The organism is Pseudonocardia sp. Cha107L01 (assembly GCF_052566575.1).
Genome location: NZ_CP199579.1, coordinates 9,641,634 through 9,664,881, shown reverse-complemented (window position 1 = coordinate 9,664,881; position 23,248 = coordinate 9,641,634). Strand labels below are relative to the sequence as shown.

21 protein-coding genes are annotated in these 23,248 nt (G+C 73.3%); 8 read left to right on the top strand and 13 right to left on the bottom strand.

Features of this window, described 5'->3' with window-relative positions; all coding sequences use genetic code 11:
- The first annotated feature begins 344 nt into the window (after nucleotides 1–344).
- On the top strand, nucleotides 345–1,610 hold the full coding sequence (locus tag ACTXG6_RS45565; protein ID WP_445185514.1) for a cytochrome P450 family protein: 1,266 nt from the start codon (nucleotides 345–347) through the stop codon (nucleotides 1,608–1,610).
- Nucleotides 1,611–1,931: 321 nt separating this feature from the next.
- Nucleotides 1,932–2,393 carry a PaaI family thioesterase gene (locus ACTXG6_RS45560; protein ID WP_445185513.1) on the top strand — a complete coding sequence of 154 codons (462 nt, stop codon included), beginning with the start codon at nucleotides 1,932–1,934 and terminating at the stop codon, nucleotides 2,391–2,393.
- Here ACTXG6_RS45560 and ACTXG6_RS45555 read toward each other — a convergent pair.
- The 6 genes from ACTXG6_RS45555 to ACTXG6_RS45530 all read right to left on the bottom strand — a co-directional run bounded on the left by ACTXG6_RS45555 (nucleotide 2,369) and on the right by ACTXG6_RS45530 (nucleotide 8,691).
- A complete protein-coding gene (locus tag ACTXG6_RS45555; RefSeq protein WP_445185512.1) occupies nucleotides 2,369–2,833 on the bottom strand; it encodes a nuclear transport factor 2 family protein in 465 nt (154 codons plus the stop codon). The genes ACTXG6_RS45560 and ACTXG6_RS45555 overlap by 25 nt on opposite strands.
- Nucleotides 2,834–2,906: 73 nt before the next feature.
- Nucleotides 2,907–4,571: an FAD-dependent oxidoreductase gene (locus tag ACTXG6_RS45550; RefSeq protein ID WP_445185511.1), complete on the bottom strand. Its 1,665-nt coding sequence runs from the start codon at nucleotides 4,569–4,571 to the stop codon at nucleotides 2,907–2,909.
- Nucleotides 4,572–4,585: 14 nt separating this feature from the next.
- Nucleotides 4,586–4,720 (bottom strand): hypothetical protein, encoded by a 135-nt coding sequence (locus tag ACTXG6_RS45545; protein ID WP_445185510.1) that lies wholly within the window; start codon nucleotides 4,718–4,720, stop codon nucleotides 4,586–4,588.
- Between the two features lie 57 nt (nucleotides 4,721–4,777).
- Nucleotides 4,778–6,625, bottom strand: coding sequence for an FAD-dependent oxidoreductase (locus tag ACTXG6_RS45540; protein WP_445185509.1), 1,848 nt, complete (start codon nucleotides 6,623–6,625; stop codon nucleotides 4,778–4,780).
- Nucleotides 6,622–7,536: an intradiol ring-cleavage dioxygenase gene (locus tag ACTXG6_RS45535; protein ID WP_445185508.1), complete on the bottom strand. Its 915-nt coding sequence runs from the start codon at nucleotides 7,534–7,536 to the stop codon at nucleotides 6,622–6,624. The genes ACTXG6_RS45540 and ACTXG6_RS45535 overlap by 4 nt, the downstream gene beginning before the upstream one ends.
- Nucleotides 7,537–7,575: 39 nt before the next feature.
- Nucleotides 7,576–8,691 (bottom strand): maleylacetate reductase, encoded by a 1,116-nt coding sequence (locus tag ACTXG6_RS45530; RefSeq protein ID WP_445185507.1) that lies wholly within the window; start codon nucleotides 8,689–8,691, stop codon nucleotides 7,576–7,578.
- A gap of 102 nt (nucleotides 8,692–8,793) precedes the next feature.
- On the opposite strand from ACTXG6_RS45530, the gene ACTXG6_RS45525 reads away from it, so the two are divergent.
- Nucleotides 8,794–9,726, top strand: a complete 933-nt coding sequence (locus tag ACTXG6_RS45525) for a LysR family transcriptional regulator (protein ID WP_445185506.1) — start codon at nucleotides 8,794–8,796, stop codon at nucleotides 9,724–9,726.
- 82 nt (nucleotides 9,727–9,808) lie between these two features.
- Here the strand turns inward: ACTXG6_RS45525 and ACTXG6_RS45520 are convergent, their stop codons facing one another.
- The gene (locus ACTXG6_RS45520) at nucleotides 9,809–11,107 is read right to left on the bottom strand and encodes a (Fe-S)-binding protein (RefSeq protein WP_445185505.1); all 1,299 of its coding nucleotides are present in this window, start codon (nucleotides 11,105–11,107) and stop codon (nucleotides 9,809–9,811) included.
- On the opposite strand from ACTXG6_RS45520, the gene ACTXG6_RS45515 reads away from it, so the two are divergent.
- From ACTXG6_RS45515 to ACTXG6_RS45500, 4 genes are read left to right on the top strand one after another with little or no spacing between them, the layout of a single operon-like run.
- Nucleotides 11,061–11,495 carry a hypothetical protein gene (locus tag ACTXG6_RS45515; protein WP_445185504.1) on the top strand — a complete coding sequence of 145 codons (435 nt, stop codon included), beginning with the start codon at nucleotides 11,061–11,063 and terminating at the stop codon, nucleotides 11,493–11,495. The genes ACTXG6_RS45520 and ACTXG6_RS45515 overlap by 47 nt on opposite strands.
- A complete protein-coding gene (locus ACTXG6_RS45510; RefSeq protein WP_445185503.1) occupies nucleotides 11,486–11,920 on the top strand; it encodes a hypothetical protein in 435 nt (144 codons plus the stop codon). Before ACTXG6_RS45515 ends, ACTXG6_RS45510 begins: the two co-directional genes overlap by 10 nt.
- Nucleotides 11,917–13,140: a CaiB/BaiF CoA transferase family protein gene (locus ACTXG6_RS45505; RefSeq protein WP_445185502.1), complete on the top strand. Its 1,224-nt coding sequence runs from the start codon at nucleotides 11,917–11,919 to the stop codon at nucleotides 13,138–13,140. Before ACTXG6_RS45510 ends, ACTXG6_RS45505 begins: the two co-directional genes overlap by 4 nt.
- Nucleotides 13,137–13,910, top strand: a complete 774-nt coding sequence (locus ACTXG6_RS45500; protein WP_445185501.1) for an enoyl-CoA hydratase — start codon at nucleotides 13,137–13,139, stop codon at nucleotides 13,908–13,910. Before ACTXG6_RS45505 ends, ACTXG6_RS45500 begins: the two co-directional genes overlap by 4 nt.
- A 122-nt stretch (nucleotides 13,911–14,032) precedes the next feature.
- On the opposite strand, the gene ACTXG6_RS45495 is transcribed toward ACTXG6_RS45500, so the two are convergent.
- Genes ACTXG6_RS45495 through ureA form a run of 4 tightly spaced genes read right to left on the bottom strand, consistent with a single transcriptional unit; the run spans nucleotide 14,033 to nucleotide 19,354 of the window.
- Nucleotides 14,033–15,379, bottom strand: a complete 1,347-nt coding sequence (locus ACTXG6_RS45495) for an MFS transporter (protein ID WP_445185500.1) — start codon at nucleotides 15,377–15,379, stop codon at nucleotides 14,033–14,035.
- 54 nt (nucleotides 15,380–15,433) lie between these two features.
- The gene (locus tag ACTXG6_RS45490; protein ID WP_445185499.1) at nucleotides 15,434–17,074 is read right to left on the bottom strand and encodes an amidohydrolase; all 1,641 of its coding nucleotides are present in this window, start codon (nucleotides 17,072–17,074) and stop codon (nucleotides 15,434–15,436) included.
- 4 nt (nucleotides 17,075–17,078) lie between these two features.
- Nucleotides 17,079–18,752 (bottom strand): urease subunit alpha, encoded by a 1,674-nt coding sequence (locus ACTXG6_RS45485; protein WP_445185498.1) that lies wholly within the window; start codon nucleotides 18,750–18,752, stop codon nucleotides 17,079–17,081.
- Nucleotides 18,749–19,354 carry an urease subunit gamma gene (ureA, locus tag ACTXG6_RS45480; RefSeq protein ID WP_445185497.1) on the bottom strand — a complete coding sequence of 202 codons (606 nt, stop codon included), beginning with the start codon at nucleotides 19,352–19,354 and terminating at the stop codon, nucleotides 18,749–18,751. Before ureA ends, ACTXG6_RS45485 begins: the two co-directional genes overlap by 4 nt.
- 118 nt (nucleotides 19,355–19,472) lie before the next feature.
- On the opposite strand from ureA, the gene ACTXG6_RS45475 reads away from it, so the two are divergent.
- Entirely contained in the window at nucleotides 19,473–20,642 is a 1,170-nt protein-coding gene (locus ACTXG6_RS45475) for a PucR family transcriptional regulator (protein WP_445185496.1), read from the top strand.
- A gap of 120 nt (nucleotides 20,643–20,762) precedes the next feature.
- Here the strand turns inward: ACTXG6_RS45475 and ACTXG6_RS45470 are convergent, their stop codons facing one another.
- The gene (locus ACTXG6_RS45470) at nucleotides 20,763–21,515 is read right to left on the bottom strand and encodes an IclR family transcriptional regulator (protein WP_445185495.1); all 753 of its coding nucleotides are present in this window, start codon (nucleotides 21,513–21,515) and stop codon (nucleotides 20,763–20,765) included.
- Nucleotides 21,512–23,086 (bottom strand): APC family permease, encoded by a 1,575-nt coding sequence (locus ACTXG6_RS45465; protein ID WP_445185494.1) that lies wholly within the window; start codon nucleotides 23,084–23,086, stop codon nucleotides 21,512–21,514. The genes ACTXG6_RS45470 and ACTXG6_RS45465 overlap by 4 nt, the downstream gene beginning before the upstream one ends.
- Nucleotides 23,087–23,248: the final 162 nt, after the last annotated feature.

Below are 23,248 nucleotides of genomic sequence, written 5' to 3'. Positions count from 1 at the left end.
CGCGCTGCAGACCCTCAGCAGATCGACGTGCAACCGGTAGCGGGCTCCGCCACCGCGATAGAACGAGCCGGCCCGATAGAACGAGCCACCCCGATAGGACGAACCGCCGCGATGGGACGGGCCGGCGCGGTGCACCATGACCCTCCTCGCGGGTTGCCTGCGAGCACGATAGGCAGTCGGCACCGAGTGGTGTCAACGGTCGGCGGGCGTGAGCTGCGCCGCCTTGACTCCGGGGGCACGGTGCGACCTCGCCGACCCGGGGGGGCTGAGAAATCCCGCCGCCGGGCGGCCGCTGGGCCGTACCGTGGGTACGCCAGCCGGCCTCGTTGAGGAGGACTCACTCGATGACCAGTACCGCACCGGGCCGTACCGGGTACGGCGACCAGGTGATCCAGCTCGACGACAGTTTCACGGCCGACCCGCACGTGCTGTACGAGCTGCTGCGCCAGGAGCGGCCGGTCGCCCAGGCGCGGATGCCACTGGGCATGCGGATCTGGCTGGTCACCCGCTACGACGACGTCCGGGCCGCGCTGGTCGACCCCAGGCTCGCCAAGGACAGCGGCGGGCTGAACGAGATCTTCGAGCGCCGCACCCACGACGCCCAGCACCGTGCGCGGCTGAGCCAGGAGCTCAGCGCGCACATGCTCAACTCGGACCCACCGGACCACACCCGGCTGCGCAGACTGGTCAGCAGGGGGTTCACCGCCAGGGCCATCGGCCGGCTGCGGCCCCGGATCGAGCAGATCGCCGCCGAGCTGACCGAAGCGATGGCGGCGCGCCTGGCGGCGGTCGGGTCGGGTGCGGACGCCGCCGCTGTCGACCTGATCGACGCGTTCGCGTTCCCGCTGCCGATGACCGTGATCTGCGAGATCCTCGGGGTGCCCGGTGGGCGGCGGTACGACTTCCGCGCGTGGTCCAACACGCTGTTGTCCTCGGCGCCGATGGAGGAGCGGGCCGCCTCGGCCGCCGCGATGGCCCAGTACCTGACCCAGCTGGTCGCCGACAAGCGGGCACACCCGGGCGAGGACGTGCTCTCCGCGGTCGTCGCCGCCAGCGAGGATGCCGACCAGCTCAGCGACCACGAAGCCGTCTCGATGGCCTTCCTGCTGCTGGTGGCCGGGCACGAGACCACCGTCAACCTGATCGGCAACGGCATGCTGGCGCTGCTGCGTAATCCCGGGCAGCTGGCGCAGCTGCGCGCCGACCCGTCCCTGGTGCCGGGCGCGGTCGAGGAGTTCCTGCGGCTGGACGGCCCGGTCAACCTGGCCACGATGCGCTTCTCCGCCGAGCCGGTGACGATCGCCGGCACCGAGATCCCGGCCGGCGAGATCGTGCTGCTGGCGCTGGGTTCGGCGAACCGCGACCCGGCGCACTACGAGCGGCCCGACGAGCTCGACGTGCACCGCGGCACCGGAAACCTGGCGTTCGGGCACGGCATCCACCACTGCCTCGGCGCGCCGCTGGCCCGGTTGGAGGGCGAGATCGCGTTCCGGGCGCTGCTGGACCGGTTCGCCGACCTGGAGCTGGCCGGTGAGCCCGGCGAGCTGTCCTGGCGCAACAGCACCCTGTTCCGAGGGCTCGACCGGCTGCCGGTCCGGCTGGGTCGCTGAGTCCGCGCCCTGCTGGAGCGGTCGGTGCGGGGCAACCTGGTGCTGGAGGTGGCGTCGTGACCGGTGGCCGCCCACCGCCGGAACACTGATCGGCGGCCTCGCTCCGTGGGGTTGGCCCCAGTCCGTGTGAGCGATGGCTCACATTTGGCAGCGAAATGTGAGCCATCGCGCACACATCCGCAACAACATCCCCCGCGCTCGCCTCACGCGGCGGCGGCCCCGCGCCGTCGCCGAGCAGGCCAGCGCCCGGTGAGCCCAGGTTCCGGGTCGGGTGGGCCACCCTCCGTAGTGGGGCCGCGCGGGGCACGCTGAGATGGGACGGTGCAGACCGAGAACCCGGCGCCCCGACGCCGCGACATGAGCCGCCACCTGCCCCACGGCGGGATGCCCCTGCTCGAGCGGCTCGGTGTCTCGTTCAGCCGTGCCGAGGACGGGATCTCCGAGGGCACCTGGCTACCCACCGGCGAGAGCTGCAACCCGAACGGCGCGGTCCAGGGCGGTTTGTTCGGCACCATCTTCGACGCGGCCATGAGCATGGCGATCCACTCCGCGCTACCGCCGGAGGACTCCTGCGTCAGTCTGGAGCTGAAGGCGTCCACCCCCGGCGGCGGCCGCGCCGGCGACACCTTCCGGATCACCGGGAAGGTGCTGCGCCTCGGCGGTACGGCCATCTTCGCCGAGGCCACCGCGACCCGCGACGGGGAGCTGGTCGCGACCTGCAGCGGCACCTTCCTGCGCCGCCGCAAGCCGCCCCGCCCTCAGCGGCCGGCCAGCCAGGGGTAGCGCTCGGTGTCCTTGCCGGCGTAGTCCGGGTCCAGGTAGATGAAGCAGCGCTGGATCAGGAAGTCGCGGATCTCGAACACGTCGCACCAGCGCCCGGCACCCCAGTCCGGCACACCGGCCCGCCACGGCCCGTCCTGGTGCTCGCCGTAGCTGGTGCCCTCGGCGACGACGGTGTCACCGCCGGAGAACACCCAGTTGAACCCGGCGTAGTCGTGCTTGATCCCCTTCAGGGTGCCGCCCACGTCGCCGAACATCTGGCCGATCTGGTCCCGGCCCTCGGCGATGCCCCACTTCGGGAAGTACACCTGGGCGTCCTCGGCGAACAGCTCGAGGATGCTGCCCCCGGTGCTGGTGGTGCCGCCGTTGTCGAACGCCTTGAGGTACTCCAGCGCGACGGACTTGCGTTGCTCGTCGGTCATGGTCTGGGTGGCAACAGCCATTGGTGCCTCCTTGCTCGGGTACCTGTGAGTGGCGAGTTGGGTTATGGCCCGACTCGCCACTCACGGGTCGTGATCAGCGGGTTTCGGTGTGTGCGGCGTTCGCGGCGCGGTAGGCGAAGGCGAGGATCGGGCCGAGGGTGGCGCCACCGGCCCAGTACGCCTGGGCGGACGCCGACGCGACGCAGTTGCCCACCCCGTACAGCCCGGGGATGGGCGCCCCGGTGTCGTCCAGCACCCGGCCCTCGGTGTCGGTCTGTGGACCGCCCTTGGTGTCCAGGGTGCCGCCGGTGACCAGCGCGGCGTAGTACGGACCCTGTCCGGCCAGCGGCCACAAGGTCGGGTTCTCCCGTCCGTCCTCCTCCTTGACCGGGCCGTTGAAGATCTGCTGGATGGCCGCCTCACCCCGGTGGAAGTCGGTGTCGCGCCCGGCGGCGGCCTGCTCGTTGTAGCGGGCGACCGTGTCCTTCAGGGTGGCGGTGAAGTCGCCCGTCAGCCGCAGCCCGCCGGTCTTCGCCGCGACCGTCGCCAGCCGCTGCGCGACCGCCGAGGTCAGCTCCTCCAGTGAGTCACCCCGGATCACGTGCGAGTCGTCGGCCCCGGGCGGGACGATCAGCCGGCCGTACTCGGTGCTCGCGCTGTTGTCCTGGCTGCGCTGGTCCCAGATCTGGATCAGCACCAGGTTCGGGTACTCACCGGCGGTGCCGTCCCAACGGAAGAAGGTCTGGGCCAGCTCGTTGTAGGGCAGCTTCTCGTTCACCACCCGCCGCCCGGTCTTGTCCACGAACAGCATCGAGTCGCCGGAGACGGAGAACATGCCGACCAGGTCGGGGCGCCCGGAGCGCTCCAGCGGCACCGGGCACATCCAGGCGTAGTTCATGTTGCGCAGCTGCGCGCCGACCGCCGAGGCGATCCGGACGAAGTCGCCCTCGTTGGTGGCCGCCGCGCAGCCCCGGTACGCCGGTACGTTCAGGAAGTTGCCGCGCAGCTCGTCGTCGTGGGTGAACCCGCCGCTGGAGAAGATCACCGCCTTGCGCGCGCGGACCCGCACCGTGGCGCCGTCCGAAGAAGGCGCTGTACTCGCCTCCACGCCGACCACCCGGCCGGTGTCGTCGCGCACCACTCGCTGGACCCGGTGCCCGGTGCGCACGTCCACACCGTCCCGCTCCGCCGCCGCCGACAGCGTGCGCACCGCGTTCTCGCCGCCGTCGGCCATCGACTCCGACGCATCCACCGGCACCAGTACCCGCCCGTACGGCGCCTTGTCCTCGGGCAGCTCCGACCAGTAGTCCGGCACCCCCGGGCAGTGCCGGTAGGGCAGCGCGCCGCGCTCGGCGAGCAGCTCGGTGGCCGGGCTGGCGCTCTCGTAGATCGCCGAGGCCATCGCGTGCTCCCAGGCGGTGAGCCCCAGCGTCGGGCTGTCCGGGTCGTACCGGGTCGGCCGGGACAGCCGCGCCACGTAGCGCAGGAAGTCCTCGCGCTCGTCGGTCAGGCCGGCCGCGCGCATCGGCTCGTTGTTCGGCACCCAGTACCAGAACGCCGCCTTCTTCGCGGTCCCGCCGAGCTCCGGCGCCTTCTCCAGCAGGATCACCTCGTTGCCCAGCCAGCGGCTGAACAGGGCGGTCGGCAGCCCCCCGCCGCCGCCACCGACCACCACCACGTCCGCCTCGCTGTCGAACGGGCCCTCACCCGGCGCGGGCCGGGCCGCCGCACGCGCCGCTATGTCCTTGTCCGAGCTCATCGTCGAGGCTCCCTTCAGGCTCCGGAGTACTTCATGCTCATGCCGAGGTCGACCGGCAGCGCGATCCCGGTGACGTACCGGGACTTGATCCCCGCGTTGGCGACCAGCACGTCCAGGCCGCCGGGCACTTTGCCTTCCATCCGTCCCAATCTGTCCTCCTCCGTCGGGTCGTGAGTGCGCAGTGGTCCGATGGGACCACTCGCCACTCACGGGGTCTGAAGTGCGAGAACGCTGGTCAGTACCTGCAGGAGCGTCGCGGCGGGGTCGGCGGCGAGGTCGGCGGAGCGCCAGGCCACGTGCGCGTCCGGGCGGACCAGCACGCAGCCGGCTTCGCCGACCTCGCGGGCGCCCGCCCAGTCCTCGTAGACGTCGATGTACTCGCGGCCGGGGCCGATCACGTGGGCGGAGATCTCCACCCCGAGCTTCTCCGCCACGGCGGCCGCCGCCTCCGCCCACGCCTCCCCGGCGATCCCGGTGAGCAGCGCGAACCGGCCCTTGCCGGACAGGTCGTGGGTGCTGACCTTGTGCCCGGCCCGGTCGGCCAGCCAGACGTGCGGCAACCGGGCGCCCGGCCAGGTGGTCGGGTGGTAGTACAGCTCCGGGTCGCGGGTGAAGCCCGGCTCGTCGGTGCCGTCCGGCACGATCGCCGCTCCGTTGGCCGCGGCGTACCGGTGGCCCAGCTCCACGCCGTGCGCGTTGAACTCGTAGTTCTTCAGCTCCAGCGCCTTGCGCAGGGCTTCGCGCTGGGCGGCCGCCTCCGGGGTGTTGTCCGCGCGGGCCGCGATCCGGGCGCGCATCTCCTCGGGGTCGCCGGTGTCGGTCAGCCCGAGCGCTTCGAAGATCGGCCCGAACTCCTCGATGCTCTTGTTGGCCCGCAGCACGATCTGTCTGCCGATCGGGGCGCGCTCGGCGTCGTAGGAGTCCAGCAGCCCCTCGCCGGCCTGCCCGCGCAGTACGTAGGACAGCTTCCAGGCCAGGTTGTAGGCGTCCTGGATGGACGTGTTGGAGCCCAGCCCGTTCGACGGCGGGTGCCGGTGCACCGCGTCGCCCATGCAGAACACCCGGCCGGCCCGGTAGCTGGTGGCATACATCTTGTTGTTGCCCCACAGCGAGGTGGACCGGATGGTCACCGGAATGGTGTCGTCGCCGACCAGCTCGTGCACGATCCGGGTGGCCATCTCGTCGTCCACGTCCGGCGGCGGCCGGTTGATGTCGTAACCCCAGATGGTCAGCCACTCGTTCCACGGCCGGACCATCCGCACCACACCCATGCCGATGCCGCCGATGTCCGAGCCCGGCTGCAGGATCCAGTAGAGGATGCTGGGGCGGTGCTCCACGTACGCCGAGAGGTCGGCGTGGAAGACGATGTTCATGCTGCCGGCCAGGTCCATCTCGCCCTCGAACGGCAGCCCGATGTCGTCGGCCACCGCGGACCGCCCGCCGTCAGCGCCCAGCACGTACTTGGCCCGGATGCGGAACTCCTGCTCGGTGACCCGGTCGCGCACCCGGACGGTGACCCCGTCGGCGTCCTGGGTCAGGCCCAGGTACTCGGTGTCGAACCGGATCCGGCTGCCCCGCGACGCCGCGTGCCCGATCAGGATCGGTTCCAGGATGGTCTGCGGGATGTCGCAGTTCGGCGACGGGCTGGCCATGGTGTAGTCGGCCTCGCGTGCCGGGTGCGTCCCCCAGGTGCGCACCCGGCCGATCTCGTCGCCGGCCAGGCTGGTGCAGAACACCGTGTCGCCCATCAGCGCGTGTTCGGTGCCCTGCGCCAACACGTCGTCCTCGATGCCCAGGTCGCGGAAGATCTCCACGGTCCGCTGGTTGGTGATGTGCGCGCGCGGGGTGTTCGCTGTCCACCGGTACTTGGTGATCACCAGGTGCGGCACACCGAGCGAGGCCAGCGCCAGCGCGGCGCCCGCCCCGGCCGGCCCGCTGCCGATCACCAGGACGTCGGTCTCCAGGTCGCCCTCGGCGGTGTGCTCCAGCTGCGCCGCCGCGGCGTCATCCAGGTCGGCGCCGACCGCGTTATCGAACGGTGCCTCGAAGCTCATGGCTGGTCCTCCCGTGCGAGTACCAGGTCGAACTCGACCTGGAACCACTGTCCGTTTCGCTCGGTGCCGTCCGGTGCGGTGCCGCTGTCGTGGCGGACGAAGTTGCCGATCAGGCTGTCCTTGACGCCGAACACCGCGTCGTTGTGCAGGTAGTCGTCCCCGTTGACGAACACGTGGGTGATCAGCGGGCGGTAGCCGGGCGCGTCGACCTTGAAGTGCAGGTGCGCCGGGCGCATCGGGCCGCGCCCCGCCGCCGCGATCAGCTCGCCGACCGGGCCGTCGTCCGGGATCGGGTAGTGCGTGGGCAGCACCGACCAGAACCGGTACTCACCGTTCTCCCCGGTCAGCTGCCAGCCCCGGCCCTGGGTCGGGTTGCTCTCGTACTGGGTGTCGTAGAACCCGTCCTCGTCGGCCTCCCAGGCGTCGATGCGCACCCCGGCCAGCGGCGTGCCGTCCACCGAGCGGACCTGCCCGGACACGTAGCAGGGAACCCCCTTCGCGCCCTGCGCAAGATCCCCGCCCAGCGGCACCTCCGGTGCATCGTCGACGAAGAACGGGCCGAACACGGTGGACTCGGTGGCACCCTCGTTACCCGATCCCGCCGCCGGTGCGTTGATGCCGACGGTCTGCATGGACAGCCCGAGCACGTCGGAGAGCAGGATGAACTCCTGGCGGCGGTCGTCGCACTTCTGCCCGGTCCGGGTCAGGAAGTCGATCGCGGTCTCCCACTCGGCGTTGGTCAACCGCACGTCCCGGGCGAACCCGTGCAGGTGCCGCACCAGGCTCGTCATCACCTCGCGGTAGCGGTCGGTCCTGCTGCTGGCGAAGCTGGCCACCACCTCGTCGGTGACCGCCTGCTCACGGGCGGCCTGCTCGGCCCCGATCGAGGTACTGGTGGTGGATGCGGTCACTGTCGCTCCTCGGAGTACGGGTGAGTGGGGCTGGCTCGGCTACTTCGTGGCGGCCAGCGGCGCGCCGGCCCAGGCCGCGTGGATGATCTCGCGCAGCGCGGCGCGATCGGCCCTGCGTGGATTGTCGGCCGGTACGGCGGGTTCGACCAGAGCGGCGACCACGTCGATCTGGTCCTCTTCCAGGCCCAGTTCGCGCAACCCGCGTGGGATGCCCAGCCGGGCGGACAGCGCGCGCAGCGCACCCACCGGATCCCCGTCCGAGCCGCCGCGCAGTGCCCGCCCGATCCGGCGCGCCGCGTCCGGGGCGGCCGGGGCGTTGAACGCGAGCACCTCGGGCAGCACGATCGCGTGGGTCTGTGCGTGCGGCAGGTTGTACGCCCCGCCGAGGGCGTGACAGATCTTGTGGTGCAGTCCGGAACCGGCCACCGCGAACGCACTGCCGGCCAGGTAGGCGCCGTAGAGCAGGTCGGACCGGGCGGCCAGGTCACCGGGGGTGGCGTGCACCGAGGGCAACCCGGCGGCCAGCGCCCGGATGCCCTCCTCGGCGGCCAGCGACGAGATCGGGTTGCGCCGGGGCGCCCAGAACGCCTCGACGCAGTGCGCCAGCGCGTTCAACCCGCTTGCGGCGGACAGGTCGGCGGGCAGCGTCACGGTGAGCTCGGGGTCGTAGACGACGGTGCGCGGCAGCACTCGGGGGTCCACTCCGGTGGTCTTGCGGGCCTCCTCGGTGCCGATGCTCGTTCCGCTGGCGCTACTCTCGGTGAGCCCCCAGACCGGGGTCACCTCGGAACCGGCGTAGGTGGTCGGCACCGCGATGATGGGCAGCCCGGTGGTCAGCGCGATCGCCTTGGCGGTGCCGGTGGTGGAGCCGCCGCCGACGCTGAGCACCGCGTCGGCGCGCACCGAGGTGGCCAGCGCCCTGGCCGCCTCGGCGACCTGGATCGGCACGTGCGGCCGGACCGAGGTGAACACCGCCACCACCCGCTCGCCCAGCGGCGCGGCCAACTCGCGGGCCAGCGGTTCCTCCGACTCGGTGGCCACCAGCAGGACCCGGTTGACCCCCAGCCGCCCCGCCTCGGCGCGCAGCTCGCGCCGCGCCACGCCGGCGCCGAACACCACCCGGCCGGGCAGTGCGTCGTAGTGGAACCCCTGCACTGGTGCCTCCGGCGGCTCGGCCCTGCGGTGAGGACACTCACACTCGCCGGTACCCAGACATATGTCCAATACTTGTTTCGACTGCTAGCCATACGATGAACTATGGATCTGAGGCAGCTGCGCTACTTCCTGGTCGTCGCGGAGGAACGCTCCGTCACTCGGGCCGCCAGCCGCCTACACCTGACCCAGCCGCCACTGAGCGCGCAGCTCGCCCGCCTGGAGCACGAGCTCGGGGTGACGCTGCTGGTGCGGCACCGGCGCGGGGTGGATCTCACCGAGGCCGGGGCGCACCTGCTGGAACACGCCCGCCGGCTGCTCGCCGGCATGGACGCCGCGACCGACTCGGTGCGCCGGCTGGGAGAGGGCCGGGTCGGCCGGCTGACCGTCGCTTTCGTCTCGGCCACCGCCTGGACGGTGCTCGCCCCGCTGCTGCGCGGCTACCACGCGGACCGGCCGGACGTCGTGATCGACTTCCTGGAGAGCGGCCCGGACGCCGTGGTGGAGCATGTCCGGGCCCGCCGCGCCGACCTGGGCCTGCTGCACCTGCCGCCGCCCGGGGTGGGCGCCACACACGGCCAGGATCTCGACGTCGCGGTACTGCAGCGGGAGCCGCTGGTGGCGGTGCTGCCGGCCGCGCTGGCCGCGACGGTGGGCGACAGGGTCGACCTTGCCGCACTGGCCGACCAGACGTTCCTCACCCCGACCCGCGCGGTCTGGGGCGGGCTGCGGCCGCACCTGCTCAACGCCTGCCGACTGTCCGGTTTCGAGCCGGTGCTGCGCGAGGTCGAACTGATGCACACCGCGGCCGCGATGGTCGGGGCCGGGCTCGGGGTGTCCGTGCTGCCCGCCTCGGTGCGCCAGGTGGCCGGGCCGGACGTGGTGGTCCGCCCACTGGCGCGGCACGTCCCGGTGGCCGAGACGGCGGTGCTGCGCCGGCGGGGGGACCGCCCGTCGCCGCAGGTGCAGCACTTCCTGCGGCTGGCGCTGGCCACCCCGGAGCCGGACGTGCTCAGCCCGGAGCACTCCCGCCGCTGACCAGCCCGACTCCGCGCGAGTTCCAAGCTCCCCGCGAGTCGGGGCTCTCAGCACACCGAGTCGGGACTCTCAGCACACCAGGTCAGTCGGCCAGCGCGGCCCGGATCAGCTCGACCGGGTGCCAGGCGCGGCGGGTGGTGCCGTGCGCGATCTGCTGCAGCTCGTCCAACAGCTGGGCGCGACCGGCCACGTCCGCCACTCGCGGATCGTCGGAACCGAGCAGCGCGCGGTGCTCGTCGCGCAGGGTGAGCAGGCAGGACGGCTCGGCGCCGACGATCGGGCCGTCGGACCCGGCCAGCGAGTCGACCAGCCCGGACGCCTGCTTACGCGCCTGGTCGAGCAACCCCTTGGAGAACGCCGCGCGCCCGCAGCAGCCTCCGTCGGCCAGCCGCACGTCCCACCCGGCCCGCTCCAGCAGCTCGATCGCCGCGATCCCGACGGCCGGCTCGGTGTACGAGGTGAACGAGTCAACCAGCCAGGTCAGAGGTCCTGAGTGGCTAGCGTTGTCAGAGCAACGCTTGCCACGCACGACACCTCGGCGCGCGAACCAGCGGGGGAGCGTGGCGCGGGCGAACGTCGGCAGCGGGCGGCTCGGCGTGATACCCAGTGCGCGGCCGAGCAGCCGCCGCGCCACCGGCAGCCGGCCGGGCAGGTTGGACAGCGGCGCGGTCGCCGAGCCCAGCCGGTTGAGCGCGCGGATGGCACCGAACACGCGGGAGCGCAGCGGAGTGCCGTGTAGCTGGTGGGCCTGGTGCAGCGCCTCGCTCTTCAGCGTGGCCAGGTCGACCCCGAGCGGGCACTCGCTCTTGCACGCCTTGCACATCAGGCACAGGTCGAGCACCTCGTGCAGCCGCTGATCGCCGAGCGCCGCCGCCGGGTCAGCCATCGTCAGGGCTTTGACCAGCGCGTTCGCCCGGCCCCGGGTGGAGTCCTCCTCGCGCCGGGTGGCCATGTAGGACGGGCACATCACGCCGGCGTCGGTCTTGCGGCACAGCCCGATGTTCATGCACCGGTCGGCGGCGCCGCGCATCCCGTCGGCGCCGCCACTCACCAGGCTCAGGTCCAGCATCGTGCGCAGCGGCGGCGCCGGCGGCAGGGCGGCGTCGCGCAGGTGCTCGGTCATCGACGGCGAGTCGACGATCTTGCCAGGGTTCATCCGGTTATCGGCGTCGAACAGGCCCTTGACCTGCCGCATCGCCTCGTACAGTTGGTCGCCGAACAGTTGCCGGTTGAACTCGCTGCGGGCCAGCCCGTCGCCGTGCTCGGAGGAGTTGGCGCCGCCGAACTCGGTGACCAGGTCGCGGATCTCCTCGGCCACCGCGTGCATCCGGACCATGCTGACCGCGTTCGGCGCGGTGGTACCCGCGGCGGTGGCGATCATCGCGCCGGTCGGGCTGAGCTTCGCCGTGCGGCACCGGATCAACCCGGTGCTGATGGGGCTGTCCATCATCAACGGCGCCAGCGCGGGTGGGTTCTCCCCGCTCAGCATCTTCGGCGTGATCACCAACGGGGTGGTGGCGAAGAGCAACCTGCCGGGCAGCCCGCTGACCCTGTTCCTGGGCAGCCTGATCTTCAACACGCTGCTCAACGTGGTGGTGTTCTTCATCTTCGGCGGCCGGGAGCTGCTCGGCCGGGTCGCCGCGGTGGAGACCGCGTCGGCCGCCACCGAGGTGGCGCCGGGCGGTGGGCCGGGCGCCGCGCGGGCCCAGACCACCGGGGCCACCGGAGCCGGGTTCACCGAGCCGGCGCCTGGCCGACGGTGCTGCTGATCTGCGGCATCGTCACCTACGTCAACCTGCTGCAGGAGATCGGCACCATCAAGTTCCTGGGCAACCTGGTGGCCACCACCGGCGTCCCGCTGCTCGCCGCGTTGGTGATCTGCTACATCGGGGCGGCGGTGTCCGCGTTCGCCTCCACCACCGGCATCCTGGGCGCGCTCATCCCGCTCGCGGTGCCGTTCCTGCTCGCCGGTCACGTCGGCGCGGTCGGCCTGATCACCGCGCTGGCCATCTCGCCCTCGGTGGTGGATTCCAGCCCGTTCTCCACCTCGGGTGCACTGGTCACCGCGAACGCCCCGGAGGAGCGCAGGGACTACGTGTACCGCCGGCTGATGGCCTGGGGCTTCTCCATGGTCGCCATTGCGCCGACCGTCACATGGCTGCTGTTGGTGGTTCCGGGTTGGCTGGGGGGATGACGTCTGCTCCTGAGGGGCCGCTGGCCGGCCTGACCGTGCTCGAGATCGGGGTCTTCATGGCGGCGCCGTTCGCCACCATGCAGCTCGCCGACCTGGGCGCCCGGGTGATCAAGGTAGAGAACCCGGCCGCCCCGGACCCGACCCGGGCCACCGGGCCGTTCCTGTCCGGGCCCGCGTCCGGGGCTGGGGAGCGGCACAGCTCGCCGTTCGCCCGGCTCAACCGGAACAAGGAGTCGGTCGCGCTGGACCTGAAATCGGCCACCGGCCGGGGTGCGTTCCTGCGCCTGCTGGGCGGCGCCGACGCACTGGTGGAGAACCTGCGGCCCGGCGCGCTGAGCCGGCTCGGCCTCGGGCCGGACGAGCTCGCGGAGCGGTACCCGGCGCTGGTCTACGCCTCCGCGTCCGGTTTCGGCCAGGACGGCCCGCTCGCCGACCGCCCCGGGCTGGACATCATGGCGCAGGCGCGGTCCGGGTTGATGAGCATCACCGGGATCCCGGACGGCGACCCGGCCAAGGTCGGTGTGCCGATCTGCGACCTGGTCAGCGGGCTGTACACCGCGCTGGCGGTGACCGCCGCGCTGCGCCAGCGGGACCGGGACGGGCGGGGTCAGCGGGTCGACGTGTCGCTGCTGGAGGCCGGGGTGTCGCTGGCGGTGTGGGAGGCGGGCACCTACTTCGCCACCGGTGCGATCGGCCGGCCGCTGGGGTCGGCGCACCAGACCCAGGCTCCCTACCAGGCGGTGCGCTGCCGGGACGGCTGGGTCACCCTAGGCGCGATCACCCCGAAAACCTGGGCCGGCCTGTGCACCGCGCTGGATCGGCCCCAGCTGCTCGCCGACCCGCGCTACGCCGACTCCGCCACCCGGCACACCCACCGCGCGGAGCTGGTCGCGGCCATCGAGGCGGTCACCGAGGGGAGCACCGCCGCCGAGCTGGTCGCGGCGCTGGAGGCCGAGGGAGTGCCCTGCGCGCCGATCAACGACTATGGCCAGGTGTTCACCGACGACCACCTCACCCGGCGCGACTACTTCTGGGAAGCCGAGCACCCCGAGCTCGACCCGGTCCGCCAGCTCGGCTCACCGATGCGGCTGTCCGGCGGCCCGGCGCGCCGCGGCGGCGCGGGCCCGATACTGGGCGAGCACACCCGCGCGGTACTCGGCGAGCTCGGCTACACCGCCGGGGAGATCGACGCAATGATCGAGGCAGGAGCGGCGGCATGACGGATCAGCTGGACGTGGAGCGGGACGGCGCGGTGCTGCGGGTGACGTTCAACCGGCCCGAAGCCCACAACGCGCTGACCTTCGCGATGTACCAGGGGCTCTACGACGCGTGCGAGACCGCTGACGCCGACGACGGCATCCGGGCGTTGGTGCTGCGCGGGGCCGGTGGCAAGGCGTTCGTCTCGGGCACCGATATCGCCCAGTTCGCCGGGTTCGACGGGGCGGCCGGAGTCGAGTACGAAGAGCGGATCACCCGGGTGGTGCGCCGGCTGGAGGACACCGCCGTTCCCACCGTCGCCGCGATTGAGGGCTACTGCCTCGGTGGCGGGCTCGCGCTGGCCGCCGCGTGCGACCTGCGGGTGGCCACCGAGTCGGCGCGGTTCGGCGTGCCCATCGCCCGGACACTGGGCAACTGCCTGTCCATGGACACCTACGCCCTGCTGGTCGGGCAGCTCGGCCCGGCGCGCACCCTGGACCTCCTGCTGCGCGCGCGCTACCTCACCGGCGCCGACGCGCACGCCGCCGGGTTCGTCGCCGAGCTGGTTCCCGCCGACTCGACGCTGGAGGAGGTGCTGGCCGGAGTGCTCGGGACGTTGGCCGGGCACGCCCCGCTGACCATGTGGGCCACCAAGCGCGCGGTCGCGCGGCTGCGCAGGGCGAACCTGCCGCCGGGCGACGACCTGGTGGAGCGCATCTACGGCAGCGCCGACTTCGCGCGGGGCGTCCGGCTGTTCGGCTCCCGGCAGCGCCCCGACTGGACCGGAACCTGACCCGTCAGTAGGTGCCGCGCGGCTCCAGGACAGCGGGTCGACGTCCAGGTGCAGCACGGCGGCAGTGCCGGGCCACGATCGCGGCGCCCGCGGTCTGCTCAGCCGTCTGCTCAGCCACCGGCTCAGCCACCGGCGACCACCTCGTCCCGGCTCAGCGACAGCCGGGGCGCCAGCGCGCCGCCCAGCGTGGTGATCAGTGCGATGACGATCAGCAGTACCGCGGCGGACCAGGAGCCGCCGCCGGTCGCGGCCTGCAGCGCGGTGGCCACGAGGGGCACGAACCCGCTGACGATGCCGGCGATGTTGGACGACAGGGCGAGCCCGCTGTAGCGCAGCTTCGCCGGGAACAGGTCTGCCAGCAACGGTCCGGACACCGCGTACGGGATGGACAGACACGCCACCCCGAGGGCCACCCCGAGCACCACCAGCCCGGCGCCGCGGCTGTCGATGAGCCAGAACATCGGGAACGCCACCAGCACCGAGACCAGCCCGCCCGCCACGGTGATCCGGGCCGGGCCGAACCGCTCGGCCAGCCGCCCGCCGGCCACCAGCACACCGATCTCCAGCACCGCCGCGACGAGCGTGGCGGTGAGCATCAGCGACCGGGACAGGTGCAGCGTGCCGGTGCCGTAGCTGATCACGAAGGTGGTGGCCAGGTAGAAGCCGCCGACGCCGAGGAGGCACGCGCAGGCGCCGACCAGCAGCTGCGGGAACGCCGTGGTCACCACGTCGCGGATCGGCGAGCTGGCCACTTCGTCCTCGGCCAGCAGCTGCTCGAACAGCGGCGACTCGCCGACCCGGCGGCGGATCCACAGCGCGATGTAGAGCAGCGGGAAGGCGGCCAGGAACGGCAGCCGCCAGCCCCAGGAGTCGAAGCTGGCCGGTGGCAGCGCGGAGACCGCCAGGAACGCGCCGGAGGACAGCAGGGTGCCGATGGGTGAGCCGATCTGCGGCATGACGGCGTAGCGCCCGCGCCGCTCGATCGGGGCGTGCTCGACCGCGAGGGTCACCGCGCCGCCCCACTCACCGCCCACCGCGATGCCCTGCACCAGCCGCAGCAGGGTGAGCAGCACCGGCGCGGCCACCCCGATCGAGACGTAGCCGGGCAGCAGCCCGATCACGCCGGTGACCACGCCGATCAGGGTCACGGTGATGATCAGGCAGCGCCGCCGGCCGATCCGGTCGCCGAGGTGCCCGAACAGGATCGCGCCGAACGGCCGGGCCGCGAAGCCGACCGCGAACGAGGCGAACGCGCCCAGGGTGGCCAGCGCCGGGTTGCCGCTGGTGAAGAACAGCCGGTTGAACACCAGCGACGCCGCGGTGCCGTAGAGGAAGAAGTCGTACCACTCCAGCGCGGTGCCGACGAACGCGCCGAAGGCCACCTTGCGGGCCTCGGCGTCGGTCACCGTCACCGCCCCGCCGGTCGGTGTCGTGCCGCCGGCGTGCTGTGGCGAGGGCGGTGTCGTCATAGGTCCTCCCAGCTCAGAGGTCGTGAGTGGCGAGTGGTCCGATCGGACCGCCACTCACGGGGTGAGGTCGCCGTGGGTGCATTCGCCGGCCAGGTAGGTGGCGATGACCTGGGTGTCGCCGATGCGGTCCGGGTCGATAGTGGTGATGTCGTCGCCGAGCAAGACGAAGTCGGCGTGCTTGCCGGGCGTGAGGCTGCCCCGCCGGTGCTCCTCGCCGGCGATCCAGGCGGTGTCGAGGGTGTAGGCGCGCAGCGCGGTCAGGGCGTCCACCCGCTCGTCCGGGCCGATCACCGTGCCACCGCTGGAGATCCGCCGGACCATCGACTGGATACCGAGCAGCGGCGCGCCGGAGGACACCGGGCGGTCCGAGCTGCCCGGCACCCGCAGCCCGGCGCGCAGGAAGCTGGCGTGCCGGTACAGCCGGTCCACCCGGTCCGGGCCGACCGCGGCAGCCATCGTGTCGCCGATCTCGTACAGGAACCGCGCCTGCGGCACCGGGGTGACGCCGAGCGAGCCCATCCGGGCGACCTGCGCCGCGCTGGTCACCGCCGCGTGCTCGATCCGGGGCCGGGCGTCCGGGCGGGGGTGCAGCTTCTGGGCCAGCTCGAAGGTGTCCAGGATCAGGTCGATGGCACGGTCACCGATCGCGTGCGCGGCGATCCGCCAGCCGGAAGCGTGCGCGTCCAGCACGTTCGTCCGCAGCACGTCCGGGTCGTCCTGCAGGTAGCCGTGCGAGGCCCGGTCGCAGAACACGTCGTGCATGGCCGCCGTGCGCGCGGTCAGCGAGCCGTCCATGAAGATCTTGACCGGGCCGAGCCGCACCCGGTCGTCGCCGAACCCGGTGCGCAGCCCCAGGTCCAGCCCTCGTCGGTGGGGGTCCTCGACGCTGCCGGCCACGGCGTGCAGCGCATCCATCGACGGCATCACCTGGACCCGCACCCGCAGCTCACCGGCATCGGCGGCCCGCTGGTAGGCGGCCAGCTCCAGCGGCGAGTGGCCGATCCAGCCGGCGCCGATGCCGCACTCGGTGACGTGCGTGAGCCCCTCGGCCGCGTACACCGCCGATGCCCTGGTCAGCGCCCCGGCGAGCATCTCCAGCGGGACCGGCCGGAGCACGGCGCCGACCAGCTGCTGCGCCTGCTCCTCCAGCAGCCCGGTCGGTTGGCCGGCGTCGTCGGTGACCACCACGCCGCCGGCCGGTACCACCGCGGTGCCGTCCAGCAGGCCGAGCAGGGCGAGCATCGGGCTGTTCACCTGGCACACGTGCGCGGAGCGGTGACCCAGCCAGACCGGCCTGCCACCGGCGACGCGGTCCAGCTCGTAGCGGTCCGGGTGGCCGCCCAGCGCGGCGTCGTCGTAGCCGGTACCCAGCACGAACGCGCCGTCGGGCAGCGTGGCGGCGCGCTCGGCGATCCGGGCGTAGACCTCGGCCATGGCGGTCAGCCCGGAGAGGTCCACGGCCGCCAGGCCCAGCCCGAAGCCGGCCATGTGGTTGTGCGCGTCGCCGAACCCGGGCACCAGCGTGGCGCCCTGCGCGTCGATCTCGGTGCGCCCGCGCAGCCCGTCCGCGTGGTCGTCGTCGAACAGGTTGAACACCAGGCCGTGGTGCACCGCGAGCGCGCGGGCCCTCGGCCGGTTCTCGTCCATGGTCAGGATCGATGCGTTGCGGACCAGTAGGTCGACTTCGAAGCTCACGTACTCATCCCAGGTGGTGTAGGCGGGTCAGCGGCAGGGTGTGCGAGTGGTGCAGCGCGACCGCCCGGCCGTCCACCCGCACCGGGACCGGTTCGGGCGTGACCTCCACGGTCGGCGTGGCGGTGTTGTGCAGCATGTCCGCACAGCCCAGCCCCCGGCTACCGGAGATCGCGGCGTAGCGGTGGCCGGCGGGCAGCGTGGGTGTGTCGGCGTGCGCGGAGACGAACACGTGTGCCAGCCGGGCCGACGCGGCGCCGGTGCCGCCGTAGAACGGCAGCATCCGGCGCGGCTGGGTCAGCCGGGTGGACCCGGAGCCGGAGCCGGCGTTGCCCCAGGCCACGAACCCGGACTTGAGCACCAGCTCGGGCTGAGCGCCGAACCAGGCCGGCGACCACAGCACCAGGTCGGCCAGCTTGCCCGGCGCCACGCTGCCCACGTGCCCGGCCAGCCCGTGGGCCACCGCCGGGTTGTGCGTCAGCTTGGCCAGGTAGCGCAGCACGCGGGCGTTGTTGTTGACCTCCGCCCCGGTCTCGCCGGCCAGCGTGGCCTGCACGTGCGCCAGCTGCCAGGTACGCCGCGCGGTCTCGCCGATCCGGCCCATGCCGAGCGAGTCGGAGTTGACGATGCTGATCGCCCCCTGGTCGTGCAGCCAGTTCTCCGCCGAGATGGCGTGCTCGCGGATCCGGCTGGCCGCGATGCCGGCGTCGCTGGGCAGGTGCGCGTGGCCCCGGTGCACGGTCAGCGTCATCGGGCCCAGCTCGGCGACCGTGGCCGGGGTGAGCGGCAGGGTCGGCGTGGTCGAGCTGGTCAGCACGTTCGGCCGGGACACGATGGACAGCAGGTCGGGGTGCCCACCGCCGCCCTCCACGTGGTAGGCGTGCACGGTCCGGCCACCGACCGCGTCGAGCGTGTCGGCCAGGTAGCCGGACTCGTTCAGCGTGTCGGTGTGCAGCGCCACCGGCAGGTCGGTCTGCTCCGCGACGGCGAGACACGTGTCGATCACCGGTGGCGTGGCGCCCCAGTCCTCGTGGATCTTGTAGCCGCCGCAGCCAGCCAGCACGGACTGCTCCAGCAGGTCCGTCGACGTGGACGAGCCCCTGGCCAGGAAGGCGGCGTTCACCGGCGTGTGCGCCCAGGACTCGATCAGCGTGTGCAGGTTGTACCGGGGGTTGGCGCCGACGTCCCACACCCCGCCGATGCCCATCCCGACGACGGTGGTCACCCCGGCGGACAGCGCGGCCGGCACCAGCTCGGCGTTGGACAGGTGCACGTGCGAGTCCACGATGCCCGGGGTGGCGATCAGCCCCTCACCGGTGATCATCGCGGTGTGCGCGTCGACCTCCAGCTCGACACCGTCCTGCACGTCCGGGTTGCCGGCCCGGCCGACGCCGACGACCCGGCCCTCCTTGATCCCGATGTTCGTCTTGCGTACGCCGAGGAGCGGGTCGATCAGCAGCACGCCCAGCACGATCATGTCCAGCTTGGAGTCGCGGCCGGCGCTGGCCGAGACCAGCGCGCCGTGCCGGGCCGTCTTGCCGCAGCCGCCGATCAGCTCCTCGCCGGGCTCGGTGTCGTCCGCCTCGACCTCGACCCACAGGTCGGTGTCGGCCAGCCGGACCCGGTCGCCGGTGGTCGGCCCGTACAGCCGGGCGTACTCGGCGCGGGGCAGCGTGCTCACTGGGCACCGCCGCCGATCCGGACCACGGCCACCTCGCGGGCTTCGGCCGCCTCGACGCGCACCGCGGTGCCGGCCGGCAGGTCCAGCCGGTACCGGCCCGGGGCGGCTGGCTCGGTCTCCAGCTCCACCGTCAGCTCGACCGTCAGTGCCGTGTTCAGCCGGTCCAGCGGCACGTGCGAGGACACCCAGATCGCCAGCGGCCCGGTGTTGCGCAGCACGGCGGTGCCGCGTTCGCGCCCGGGCGCCAGCTCGATCTCGCCGTCGGCCGCCCGCACCGCACCCGGCCCGTCCACCGGCGCCGGCCCGAACGGCGCGTCCACGTGCACCAGCGTGGAGCCGTAGGGGAACAGCGCCTCCACCTGCAGGGTGGGCACGGCGGCCGGCACGCCGTCTACGAGCTGGTCCGGGCGCAGCAGTGTGCGCGCGGTCGCCACGACCTGCTCGTAGGCCACCCCGTCCCAGGCCAGCTCGCAGATCTCGTCGCAGACCAGGGCGATCGCCTCCGGCGCGCCGAGCAGGGCACCCCGGGCCAGCCGGCGCCTGGCCAGCTCGGCGCCGCTGTGCAGCAGCAGCCGTTCCCGTTCCCTCGGGGTCAGGTGCATCGCGGATCCCAGTGCTGCATCGATTGCGGTATCGGCTGTGGCATTGGCTGAGCGTCCGCCCCGAAGGCCCTTGGTGGAAGACAAAACCACCACGGAAAACAGGTAATAGATTGTGCATATGCACACTTCGGGTCATCTGACGGCGGCCGAGGCGGAACGCTGGACCACGCTGGTCGGCCGGCTGCGCGACGAGGCGGACACGCTGGTCGCCTCGTTCGTCTCCCGGGTCCGCGCGATCCCGCCGTACGGCCGGGGCGTGGTGCCGACGGAGCGGCTGGAGACCGACGCCGACCTGACCTTCGAGTACCTGCTGCGCCGCCTCGCCGGGCACCCCGTACCGGCCCGGCTGGCCGGCATCGGGCCGTCCATCGGCCGGGACCGGGCGCGCCGGGGAGTGCCGCTGAACGACCTGCTGACCGCCGTCCGGCTGGACTTCCGGGTGCTCTGGGAGGCGCTGCGGGAACGTGCCGCGCCGACCGACGAGCCGATGCTGGTGGCGCGCGTGGAGGACGTCTGGGCGGTGGTCGAGGAGTACACCGCGCAGATCCAGGTCAGCTACCAGGCGGAGGCGGCGCTGCTGGCCAGGGACCGCCAGGGCGAGCGCACCATGCTGGTCGCCGCGCTGCTGAGCACCGAGGACCCGGATCCGGACGAGGTCGCTCACGTCGCGCTGGCCCTCGACGTGGACGTGGACGACGACCTGCTGGTCGCCGCCGCCAGCCCCGCCGCCGGGCGCGCGCTGCGCCGGGCCGCCGACCGGCTCGGCGCCGACGGGCGGACCGCGCACGTACAGTCCACCGGGCGGCACAGCGTGCTGATCGCGCGCTGGGACGGCGGTGCCGGGGCGCCGGTGCGTGCGGCGCTGGCCGGGGTGCCGTGCGGGGTCGGACCGGTCGCGCACGGGTTGGCCAACGTCGGGCGCAGCGCCCGGCTCGCCGGCGAGATCGTGGACGTGCTGCCCGGCGCCACCGGTCCGTGCGAGCTGCTGGACGCGTGGCTGCCCCTGGCCGGCGGGCGGCTGGCGGATACCGCGCCGGAGCTGGTCGACTCGGTGCTCGGCGGCCTGTCCGGGGCGCCCGCCCGGGAGCGCGAGCGCCTGCTGGACACCGTCCGCCGCTACGCCGCCAGCGGCGCGGTCGGCGAGGTCGCCGCCGAGCTGTACTGCCACCGCAACACCGTGCTCAACCGGTTGCGCCGGTTCACCGAGCTCACCGGGCGCGACGTCGCCGTGCCCACCCAGGCCGCCGCCGTCCTGCTCGCCCTGCACTGCGCCGACCGCCGCCCCTAGCCGCCCCTAGCCGCCCCTAGCCGCCCTGGCCCGCGCGTTCCGTGGCGCGTCGCCGCACACCCTCTCCGGTCGCCGCGCACCCGCCGCGGTAGGTGTGCGGCGACCGAAGTGGGTGTGTGGTCAGGCGAGCAGGGGGGCTAGGCGGGTGGCGTGTGCCCTGAGCAGGTCGATCAGGTCGGTGTTGGGTTCGGCCACCCGGTGCGCGGGGCCGCTCAGGGCGAGGCCGGCGATCAGCGTGCCGTCCGACGGGCTGCGCACCGGCACGGCCAGGCAGCCCCGCTCGAGGTGCAGCTCACCGCACTGCCTGGCCAGGCCCGCCTCGGCCATCCCGGCGAGCTGCGCCGCCAGCCGGTTCGGGTCGCAGACCGTGTGCTCGGTGAACCGGCGCAGCTCGCTCGCCGGGGGCAGCCGGTCGGGGTGCTCGGCCAGCAGCAGCTTGCCCAGCGCGGAGACGTGCGGGTGCCGGGCGAGCAGGTGTTCCTCGCTGCGCGGGTGGTCCGGGTCGGGGTCGGTGAGCGTGACCTGCCCGCCCGCAAAGGACGCCAGGTGCACCCCCCAGCGGACCCGGCCGCGCAGGTGCGCCACCACCGCCCGGGCGGCCGTGCACGGCCTCGGCACGACCGGCACCGCGAGCCGCCCGGCCCTGGCGCCGAGGGCGAACCCGCGCAGGTCCGGCAGCCGCACCAGGTACTCCTCGGCGACCAGCAGGTTGAGCAGCCGGTACGTGGTCGCCCTGGGCAGGCGCAGTGCCGCGGAGATCTCGCTGGCGGTCACCCCCGGCCCGGCCGAGACGACCTCTGCCAGGGCCGCCAGCGCGTTGCGCACGGCCCGGGGTTGGCGGCCGGGGACGGGCGGTGGCGGTTGTGGGCTCACCGATCGGGCTCCGACGGTCCCGCCGGCCGGTCCGGTCCCGGTGCCGGCCCCGGTTCTGCTGCCGGCCCCGGCCCGGCCGTAGCGACCGGGCGGCGCAGCGGGGCGGTCCAGTGCGTCGGGGGCGTGGCGAGCAGGTCGGCGGCGGAGGTCTCGTCGTACGCCCCGACGGCGGCCAGCCGATCGGGGTGGCGGGCCCGGAGCCACAGGTACCGGGCACCGGCGAGCAGCAGCACCCCGATCGTGACCAGCGTGGCCACCGAGACCGGCGCGGTGGACACGAACGCGGCCAGCACCACCACCAGCACCGGCACGATCACCGAGGTGGCCAGCACGGCGCCGGCGGTGAGCTCGCCGATCCGGTGCAGGAACACCGGCGCGGCCAGACACACCAGCAGGTAGGCGAGCAGGTAGCCCAACGCCGCGGTGACCAGCAGCGGCACCAGCGCGCGCGCTGGGGTGAGGCCGGCGGCGAACAGCAGTACGGGCACCACCGCGAGCACCGGCAGGGCGACCGCGATCGCCACGTGCGGCGTGCGGAACCGGCGGTGCGCGGTACCGAGCACCGGGGGCAGCACCCCTTCGCGGCCCATGGTGAACAGCAGCCGGGCCAGCGACGTCGTGGTGGCCACCGCGCAGGCCAGGAACGAGGTGGCCAGGCCGACGTCCAGCAGCGCGGACAGCCACGGCAGCTGCTCGCCGGCGGCGAGTGTGCGCACCGGCTCGGTCTGGCCGGCCAGCCCGCCCGGGACCGTGGCGAACCCGGCGACCTGCGTGTACGCCGCGAGCAGGCTGAGCACGCCGGTGAGCGCGGCGGTCGAGCGCACCGCGCGCGGGATGGTCCGGAACGGCCGGCGCGCCTCCACGCCCATCGCGGCGGCGGCCTCGAAGCCGATGAACGCACCGAGCGCGGGCAGCACGCCGGCGGCCACCCCACCCAGGCCGGGCCCGCCCGACGGAGAGAGCTGCCGGGTGTCCGGCGCGATGCCGTGGCTGACCAGCAGCACGCCGAACACCACGAGCATGAGGGTGATCGACAGCGCCTCCACCAGCAACACCACCCCGGCCGACAGCCGCACGCCGCGCACCGTGCAGGCGGCGACCAGTCCGGCAAGTAGTACTACCAGCACAGCCGCGACGGCGGGGGAGCCGGCGCCGGGCAGGCCGAGCCGGGCGAGCAGCGCCGCGGTCTGCATGGCCGCCCCGGTCAGCGAGCCCATGCCGAGCAGGCTGTAGCCGACCATCAGCCCGGTGCCGCAGAGCAGCGCCGGCCCGGCCCCGAGGCCCTTCGCGGTGAGGCTGTAGAGCGAGCCGGCGGCGGCCATCCGGCGGGTGAACTGGCCGATGCACCCCGCGACCAGCAGCGCCAGCCCGGTGGCGATGGCCAGTGACCAGATGGTCGCCGAGCCGGCGTTGGCCGCCACGATCGCCGGGATGACCGCCATCGCGGCAGCCGGCGCCGCCCCGGACACGGACTGGGCGAACACCTGCATGGGGCCGAGGTTGCGCCGGTCGAGGCCGGCCATCGGGGACTGGCCGCGAAGCTGGTCCGCGACCCGGGGCGAGTAGGTCACCGCTGCTGCTCCGGATCGGTAGCGTGATGGGTCGGGGCCCGCCGCGTCGCCGGCCCCCGCCCGGGTGGGTGCACCTCACCCCGGGGCCGAGACGGCCGCAACCGGGTGTCCCGGGTTGTGAGACAACCCACAGATCGTCCTCTCTTCGCGTGGGATCATGCC

Excerpts from the sequence above, each read along its gene's own strand:
- ACTXG6_RS45565 (WP_445185514.1), top strand. The coding sequence starts at position 345 with ATGACCAGTACCGCACCGGGCCGTACCGGGTACGGCGACCAGGTGATC.
- ACTXG6_RS45555 (WP_445185512.1), bottom strand. The coding sequence starts at position 2,833 with ATGGCTGTTGCCACCCAGACCATGACCGACGAGCAACGCAAGTCCGTC.
- ACTXG6_RS45550 (WP_445185511.1), bottom strand. The coding sequence starts at position 4,571 with ATGAGCTCGGACAAGGACATAGCGGCGCGTGCGGCGGCCCGGCCCGCG.
- ACTXG6_RS45540 (WP_445185509.1), bottom strand. The coding sequence starts at position 6,625 with ATGAGCTTCGAGGCACCGTTCGATAACGCGGTCGGCGCCGACCTGGAT.
- ACTXG6_RS45525 (WP_445185506.1), top strand. The coding sequence starts at position 8,794 with ATGGATCTGAGGCAGCTGCGCTACTTCCTGGTCGTCGCGGAGGAACGC.
- ACTXG6_RS45515 (WP_445185504.1), top strand. The coding sequence starts at position 11,061 with ATGCTGACCGCGTTCGGCGCGGTGGTACCCGCGGCGGTGGCGATCATC.
- ACTXG6_RS45520 (WP_445185505.1), bottom strand. The coding sequence starts at position 11,107 with ATGATCGCCACCGCCGCGGGTACCACCGCGCCGAACGCGGTCAGCATG.
- ACTXG6_RS45505 (WP_445185502.1), top strand. The coding sequence starts at position 11,917 with ATGACGTCTGCTCCTGAGGGGCCGCTGGCCGGCCTGACCGTGCTCGAG.
- ACTXG6_RS45500 (WP_445185501.1), top strand. The coding sequence starts at position 13,137 with ATGACGGATCAGCTGGACGTGGAGCGGGACGGCGCGGTGCTGCGGGTG.
- ACTXG6_RS45495 (WP_445185500.1), bottom strand. The coding sequence starts at position 15,379 with ATGACGACACCGCCCTCGCCACAGCACGCCGGCGGCACGACACCGACC.
- ureA (WP_445185497.1), bottom strand. The coding sequence starts at position 19,354 with ATGCACCTGACCCCGAGGGAACGGGAACGGCTGCTGCTGCACAGCGGC.
- ACTXG6_RS45475 (WP_445185496.1), top strand. The coding sequence starts at position 19,473 with ATGCACACTTCGGGTCATCTGACGGCGGCCGAGGCGGAACGCTGGACC.